Annotated in this window: 7 protein-coding genes; 4 read left to right on the top strand and 3 right to left on the bottom strand. The window is 73.4% G+C overall.

The genetic code is table 11. The features are described from left to right. The first annotated feature begins 380 nt into the window (after positions 1 to 380). Complete coding sequence (locus tag ACFYPJ_RS24950) at positions 381 to 713, top strand: nucleotide pyrophosphohydrolase (protein WP_389021172.1); 333 nt, start codon at positions 381 to 383, stop codon at positions 711 to 713. Between the two features lie 131 nt (positions 714 to 844). On the opposite strand, the gene lysA is transcribed toward ACFYPJ_RS24950, so the two are convergent. The 3 genes from lysA to ACFYPJ_RS24935 form a co-directional block, all read right to left on the bottom strand. Then, entirely contained in the window at positions 845 to 2,182 is a 1,338-nt protein-coding gene (gene lysA / locus ACFYPJ_RS24945) for a diaminopimelate decarboxylase (RefSeq protein ID WP_389021169.1), read from the bottom strand. A 14-nt stretch (positions 2,183 to 2,196) separates the two neighbouring features. Then, the gene (locus ACFYPJ_RS24940) at positions 2,197 to 2,550 is read right to left on the bottom strand and encodes an SAV_915 family protein (protein WP_389021166.1); all 354 of its coding nucleotides are present in this window, start codon (positions 2,548 to 2,550) and stop codon (positions 2,197 to 2,199) included. 364 nt (positions 2,551 to 2,914) lie between these two features. Then, positions 2,915 to 3,955, bottom strand: coding sequence for a cation diffusion facilitator family transporter (locus tag ACFYPJ_RS24935; RefSeq protein WP_389021163.1), 1,041 nt, complete (start codon positions 3,953 to 3,955; stop codon positions 2,915 to 2,917). Between the two features lie 408 nt (positions 3,956 to 4,363). On the opposite strand from ACFYPJ_RS24935, the gene ACFYPJ_RS24930 reads away from it, so the two are divergent. The 3 genes from ACFYPJ_RS24930 (at position 4,364) to ACFYPJ_RS24920 (ending at position 7,499) form a co-directional block, all read left to right on the top strand. Continuing rightward, on the top strand, positions 4,364 to 4,798 hold the full coding sequence (locus tag ACFYPJ_RS24930) for a hypothetical protein (RefSeq protein ID WP_389021160.1): 435 nt from the start codon (positions 4,364 to 4,366) through the stop codon (positions 4,796 to 4,798). A gap of 134 nt (positions 4,799 to 4,932) precedes the next feature. Continuing rightward, on the top strand, positions 4,933 to 6,252 hold the full coding sequence (locus tag ACFYPJ_RS24925; protein ID WP_389021158.1) for a PLP-dependent cysteine synthase family protein: 1,320 nt from the start codon (positions 4,933 to 4,935) through the stop codon (positions 6,250 to 6,252). Then, positions 6,249 to 7,499: an MFS transporter gene (locus ACFYPJ_RS24920; RefSeq protein ID WP_389021155.1), complete on the top strand. Its 1,251-nt coding sequence runs from the start codon at positions 6,249 to 6,251 to the stop codon at positions 7,497 to 7,499. Before ACFYPJ_RS24925 ends, ACFYPJ_RS24920 begins: the two co-directional genes overlap by 4 nt. The last annotated feature ends 147 nt before the right edge of the window (positions 7,500 to 7,646 follow it).

Here is a 7,646-nt window from a genome sequence, read left to right as displayed (position 1 = left end):
CCACGGACGTCGAGCTCGCCGCATGACCCCAGCAAGACCGAATCACCCCAAACCCGACAGGGGTGCCTTGACGAAGGACATAGAGGCACCCCCCCCGGGATCCGCCTCCTCCGGCCAGGCCCGGCCCCGCAACTCCCGGAGCGACGGCCTGCCGGCGACCGATCGTGTCCGGGCGCGAACGGACGGGAGTCGCCACCGCCGCGGAGCCGGGGGCACGGGTGGGGCGGGGAAGGAGGGTCCTGGGGGCGGCCGTGGGCACCGCCTGAGCCGCGGTCCGGACGGCCGCAGGTACCGCCTGGACCGAGGTCTGGACGGTCGCGGGGCGACGGAGCGAGAGTCGGCCTCGTCCGCTTCCCCTCCCGAACGGAAGGACAGATCCCGTGGACCTCAACGAGTTGCAGGAACGGGCCGTACGCATCCACGACCTCTACGACGAGCTGAACCGCCGGGAGCGCGGCCGGGTCTGGGCGCGCAACGAATTCATGCTGGGGTTCATGGGAGACGTCGGTGACCTGGCCAAGCTCATCATGGGCGAGGACGGAGCACGGGAGGCTCCGGGCGGGCGGCCCGCGCTGGAACACGAACTCGCCGACTGCCTGTGGTCGGTACTGATCCTGGCGTACCGCTACGACGTGGACCTCGAAGCAGCCTTCCACCACACCATGGCGGAACTCGACGAGGCCATCGGCGCCCGGCTTCCGCGACGTCCGTAGGACGGCAGCCGCCGGGCTCCGGCTGCGGGGTCCGCGGTGATGCTGCCCGCGGCCGTCGCCACCCGGCGGGACCCGCCCGGACGGGACGGGCCGCGGCGGCTCGCAGCGCGCCCGGCCCGTCCTGCGGTGTGTCAGAGACCCACGTCCCTGCGACGGATGTCGTCGAGGGACTCGCGCCGGACCAGAAGACGGGCGCGGCCCCCGTGCACCGCGACGACCGGCGGACGGCCGACCATGTTGTAGCCGGAGGCCATCGACAACTGGTAGGCGCCCGCCACCGGGACGGCGAGCAGATCCCCGACCCGTATGTCGTCGGGCAGTTCGACATCGGCGGCGAGGAAGTCGCCGGCCTCGCAGTGCCGGCCCACCACCGCCACCGGGGCCGTCCGCGACGTCAGGGGCCGGCCGATCAGCCGGGGCGCGTACCGCGCACCGTACAGAGCGGGCCGCGGGTTGTCGCCCATGCCGCCGTCGACGGCGACGAAGGTGCGTCCGGCCGTCCGCTTGACGGACAGCACGTGGTACAGCGCGACGCCCGCCGGACCCACGACGGCCCGGCCCGGTTCGATGATCAGATGGGGCACGGCGAGCCCCGCGGCCTCGCACGCCGCGGTCAGTTCCGCGCGGACCGTGCGGGCCAGTTGGGTGACGTCGAGCGCCTGCTCACCGGGGAGGTAGGCGATGCCGTGCCCACCGCCCAGGTCGAGTTCGGGCAGCACGAGACCGTACCGCTCGCGCAGCTGGGCCATGAACCCCACCAGGCGCCGTACGGCGACCGCATAGGGTTCGACACTGGTGATCTGGGAGCCCAGGTGGCAGTGCAGGCCGGTCAGTTCGAGCTGCGGCTGGTCGAGGATCCGGGCGATGGCCCGCTCGGCGCCGCCGTCCGCGATGGACAGGCCGAACTTCTGGTCCTCGGTGCCGGTCCGGATCTTCTGGTGGCCGCCGGCGCTGATGCCGGGCACCACCCGCACCATCACGCGCTGACGGCCGCCCGGCCCGACGGCGGCGGAGAGCCGGGCGATCTCCGACGGGCTGTCGATGACGATGCGGCCGACACCGAGCCGCAGGGCGGCGTCCAGGTCCGCGGGGGACTTGGCGTTGCCGTGCAGCACGATGCGCTCGGGCGGGAAGCCCGCGGTGACCGCGAGTTCCAGCTCGCCCGCCGAGCAGACGTCGAGGCCCAGGCCCTCCTCCGCCACCCAGTGGATCAGGGCGCGGCACAGGAACGCCTTGGCCGCGTAGAGGACTTCGGCCTCGGGAAAGGCATGCCGGTACGTACGGCAGCGCTCGCGCACTTCGCTCTCGTCCAGTACGTAGACGGGGGTGCCGAAGCGCTCGGCGACCTCGGCCAGCGGCACACCGCCCACGGCGATGTCGCCCCCGTGGGGCTCGCTGCTCGACATGGGCCACACCGACAGGTCGGAGGCGGCGACCGCGGTGGGAACGGGCTCGTTGACGACGCTCATGCTGTCACCGCCTCTCAACCGACCCGCAGCGCCGCGGTCACGGACGCCGGGGTCACGGGGACGACCGACGCGGGTGTCGGTGCCGGTGCGGGCGCGGAGAACGGCGGGTCCACCGTGATGCGGGTGACCGCGAGGGGCGCGACCAGCGTACGGAGCGCGGGCTCGGCCAGCTTGATCCACGCCTGCTCGGGGCCGAGCGTCGCGGTCAGCCGCCGTACCGAGGTGAATCCGACAGCCGTCCGGCTGCCCAGGGGAGTGCGGAAGATGCGTACCGCGTGTCCCGACGGTCCCAGCCGGACCGGGACGAAGAGAGGTCCGGCCGGGTGCCGATCAGAGGGTTCCGGGTCGTCGCCCAGGAGTTCTGCCATGGGATGCCTCCGAGAGGATCCAGTGTGGTTCACATGAGTGGCTTGCTCGCCCTGGAAGCGGGGAGGCTGACCAGGGCGCACGGACGACGTTATGCCCGCCGGTCTCGGCCCGCCGATGCCTCATGACGCGACGCTGACGGGCAGTAGCCCAACGCTGACGGCCCCCTGACACCGGCCGGAGGGACACGCACCCCGCCGCCCTGCCCGTCCTTCACCGGACCGTGAGTGGCGTCGGACCGCTTCAGTACCCGCTGCCCGTCCGGGCTTTCGCTCCCGCCGGCCGTACGGCGGTGTCCCGTGCCCGCTGCCCGTGCGAGGCTGCCTTGCCCACCGCCGTACCGAGCGGCCCATCCCCGCTCGGTGTTCAGTGGGGGTGCGGTTCGTCGCGGTGCGCGGGGCCGTGCGGCGCGTCGCAGTGACCGGCCTCGTCGGTCCGCTCCCCGGAACGGGTGACCTGGAGGACGGCCTCGGCGGCGTGGTCGACCTGCAAGGTGGTGTGGGTGATGCCGTAGTCGTGGCGCAGCAGCCCCTCCAGATCGCGGCGGACGGCGTGGCAGTCGCCGCCCGGATCGACCAGGACGTGCGCCGACAGCGCCGGCTGCCCCGAGGTGATCTGCCAGACGTGCAGATCGTGGACCTCGACGACGGCCGGCCGGGCGACGAGCGTGTCGCCGAGCAGGTTCGGATCGACGTCGGCGGGGGCGGCCTCCAGGAAGATCCGGCCGGACTCGCGCAGCAGCCCGTATCCGGCCTTCGCCATCAACGCGACGACGACGAGCGTGGCGATGGCGTCGGCGCGTGCGAAGCCGGTGAGCAGCACGATCAGGGCGGCGGCGGCCGTGCCGATGAACGCGAACAGGTCGTTGAGGATGTGCTGGTAGGCGCCCTCCACGTTGAGCGAGGTGCGGTTGGCCTTGGAGATGCACCAGGTCGCGGCGATGTTCACCACGATCCCGGCGAGCGCCGTGGCGAGCATCAGCCCGCCCGCGACCTCCGCGGGCGTGATCAGCCGGCGGACCGCCTCATAGGCCAGCCAGGCACCGAGCAGCAGCAGCGTCAGGCCGTTGGCCTGCGCGGAAAGGATCTCGGCCCGCTTGAGACCGTAGGTGAAGCCACCGCGCGCCGGGCGGGCGGCGAGCCGCATGGCAACGAGCGCGAGCACGATGGAGGCGGCGTCGCTGAGCATGTGCGCGGCGTCCGAGATCAACGCCAGGGAACTCGCGATGACGCCCACGACGACCTCGGCGGCCATGAACACCGTGATCAGGGTGAGCGCGATGGCCAGCCAGCGGCGGTCGGCGTGGGCCGCCACCCCGTGGGAGTGGCCCGCGTGCCCGCCCGCGGCGTGGTCGTGCCCCGCGCCGTGGCCGTGCGCCACGCTCCGGTCGACTTCGTGCTCGCTCATCTCGGATGCCTTCCCCCTCGCGCGACGGATGCCCGATTCGCAGTGAAACCCATGGCCGAGGGAAACGCCAAAGGCTGCACCGGTGACCGTTGTCATGTCCGTTAGCCATCTTCTGACCTGCGAAAATGTGGGCGGGTGCCGATACGTGGAACACGTCACCCGTGCCGCCGCCGGGCTGGATCCGCCCGCACGGCGGCCGGAGAGCCGGCACGAGATGCGGGCGACCGGCGGCGGCGTTCACCCGATGCGGTGACCGGACGGATGTACCCATCGACTCGGGGCGCCCACGCCCGGCGGGTTTCCGGGCAGATCGGCGGTACCCCGCACGGCATCCGGCCACCTGCGACGGAGCACGCCCGACACGCGCCATCCGCACTATGTGCACATGATCGACTACCTTGTGTGCTCATGGTGGCTTGGTCGGTACGTCGCGAGCACCGGCCCGTGCCCCGGGCCGCGGCCGCACTCGTGGTGCTGCTCGCCGCGCTGGTCCACCTGCTCGGCTGCGCCCACGGCCCGGTGCCCGCGGGATTCGTCCGTACCGACACCCCCCTCCTCCTCGCCGCGGTGTGCGACCGGACGTGCGCACCCGACGCCGTAGCGTCCACGTGGCCGGCGCCCGCTCCGGGGGACGAGCAGCCGCACTGCCGGGACGCCGACGAACCGACGGTCCAGCCGCCGCGCGGCATCGCCCCGCCGGCCCCTGCCGTGGCCGGCGCCGCGCCGGCCGCCGCGGACCACGCCAAGTTCCCCTCCCCGAGGTCCGGCCCGCCCGAAGGGCCGACCCCCGGACCGGCCACGGACGGCCGGTCCAGAGCCCGTCTGGGCGTGTGGCGGTCCTGACCGGCCCGTGAGCCGCACGGACACACGCTGCGGGAATGCCCGCCGCGCCGACGTGCACCGCCGATCACCCCCCTCCTTCCGACCACAGCGGCCGGCACGCGCCCGTGTGCCCCGGCCGCGGGAGAAGCACGCACATGAACCAGCACGACGGCACCCCGGTGCCGCACTCCCCCATGCCGCACTCCGCGGTACCGCCCTCCCCCGACCCGCGCGATCCCGTACCGCCGTCACCCGTACCTCTGTCGCCTGTACCGCCGTCCCCAGTCCCGCACCACCTCGACCCGCACCACCTCGACCCGCAGCATCCCGCCCCGCGCCATCCGGTCCCGCGCCTTCAGGTGCCGCATTCCCCCGCTCAGCTGCTCGCCGCCGCCAAACACCCGCTGCACACCCCGGCCGGACTGGTCGGCGACACCCCCGTCCTGTGGATCGGCGAGCCCTTCACCGCCGCCGGACGCGGCTTCTGGGCCAAGCTCGAAGGCCACAACCCCGGCGGCATCAAGGACCGCACCGCGCTCTACATGGTCGACGCCGCCCGTGAACGGGGCCGGCTGCGGCCGGGTGCCCGGATCGTCGAGTCGACCTCGGGCACCCTCGGCCTCGGTCTGGCCCTGGCCGGCGCGGTGTACGGTCACCCGGTCACCGTGGTCTCCGACCCCGGTATGGAACCGCTGATGACGGGCCTGCTCACCGCCTACGGAGCCGAGGTGGACCTGGTCACCGGCCCGCACCCGGAAGGCGGCTGGCAGCAGGCCCGCCGCGACCGGGTCGGTGAGATCCTCGCCGCCCAGCCCGGCGCCTGGTGCCCCGACCAGTACCACAACCCCGACAACGTGGCCGCCTACGCGCCGCTGGCCCGCGAACTCGTCGCACAGCTCGGGCGCATCGACGCGCTGGTGGTCTCCGTCGGCACCGGCGGACACTCCGCGGGTGTCGCCTCCGTGCTGCGCGGCTACTTCCCGCGGCTGCGTGTGGTCGGCGTGGACGCCACCGGTTCCACCATCTTCGGCCAGCCCGCGGCGCCGCGGCTGATGCGCGGCCTGGGCAGCAGCATCTATCCGCGCAATGTCGCCTACGGCCTCTTCGACGAGGTGCACTGGGTCGCCGCACCCGAAGCGGTGTGGGCCTCCCGTCACCTGGCCCGGCACCACTACGCCACCGGCGGCTGGAGCGTGGGCGCGGTCGCGCTGGTGGCCCGCTGGCTGGCCGGCGCGCTGCCCGCCGAGGACCGTATCGCCGCCGTCTTCCCCGACGGGCCGCAACGCTACGTCGGTACCGTCTTCGACGACGCCTACTGCCGGCGACACGGGCTGCTCGGCCGGCCGCCCGCCGACGCGCCGGACGAGATCGGCGACAGCGGCGAGGAGGCCGTCACCCGCTGGACGCGGTGCACCCGGGTCGCCGACCCGCTCGCCGACGGCGGCGTGCCCCAGCTCTCGGGGGCCACGCGATGAGGCACCTCTGGCGGCAGACCCGCTCCTTCCCGCCCGCCGCACAGCTGTTGATGGCCAATCAGTTCGCCATCAACCTCGCTTTCTACATGCTCATGCCCTACCTGGCCGTCCACCTGTCGGGGGCGCTCGGTCTCGCTGCCTGGGCGGTCGGGCTGGTGCTGGGCGTGCGCAACTTCTCCCAGCAGGGCATGTTCCTCATCGGCGGCACCCTCGCCGACCGTTACGGCTACAAGGCCCCCATCCTCGCGGGCTGTCTGCTGCGCACCCTCGGTTTCGGGCTGCTCGGCTGGGCCGACGGCCTGCCCGCCCTGGTCGTCGCGTCCGCCGCGACGGGCTTCGCGGGCGCTCTGTTCAACCCCGCCGTACGCGCCTATCTGGCCACCGAGGCGGGCGAACGCCGGGTGGACGCCTTCGCCACGTTCAACGTCTACTACCAGGCGGGCATGCTGCTCGGCCCGCTCGTGGGACTCGCCCTGCTGGCGGCCGATTTCCGGGTCGTCGGCACGGCGGCCGCGGCCGTCTTCGCCGCGCTGACCCTGCTCCAGTGGTACGCGCTGCCGGCCCGGCAGGACACCGCGACCGGCGGCGGCGAGCGGGCGAGCGTGCCGGCCCAGTGGCGCACGGTCGTGGCCAACCGGCCCTTCCTGCTGTTCGCCGTCGCCATGATCGGGTCGTACGTCCTGACGTTCCAGGTCTACCTCGCCTTCCCGCTGGCCGCCGACGACGCGCTGGGGGCCGACGGCACGGCGGTGACCAGCGGCCTGTTCGTGGTGTCGGCCGCCGTCGCGGTCATGGGCCAACTCCGGCTCACCGGCTGGGCCAAGCGGCGTTGGAGCGCCCATGAGGCACTGGTGCGCGGGCTCACGGCGATGGGGCTGGCCTTCGTTCCGCTGGCGCTCGTCCCGCACCGGGCGGCGGCCGTCGTCGCCGCACTGGTGACAGCGGTCGTCCTGCTGGCGGCCGGCGGCGCGGTGGTCTACCCGTTCGAGATGGACACCGTCGTCTCGCTCTCCGGCGACCGGTTGGTCGCGACCCACTACGGCTTCTACAACACCGTCTCCGGCCTCGGCATCACCCTCGGCAACCTCGCCACCGGGGCACTGTGGGACTTCGCCGTGCGGCACGACGCCCTCTGGCTGACCTGGGGCGCCCTGGCCTCGACGGGCCTCGCGTGCGCGGCCGCGATCGCCGCGCTCGCACGCACCGGGCGGCTGACCGTGGGACAACCGCAGGGTGTGACGGCCTGACCGTCCGATCGTGAGGTCCCGAGCCCTGCGGCCCGGGACCTCCGCCACGGGAACACGACCGGGAACAGTGGCCGGTGCGGCGCTGGTCCCGATCGACACCAGCGCGGTGCTGGTCCCGCACAAAATCGTTGTGGCCGCCCGACACCC

The organism is Streptomyces sp. NPDC006012 (genome assembly GCF_042871185.1).
Lineage (GTDB): Bacteria > Actinomycetota > Actinomycetes > Streptomycetales > Streptomycetaceae > Streptomyces.
This window is presented reverse-complemented; position numbering and strand designations above follow the sequence as displayed.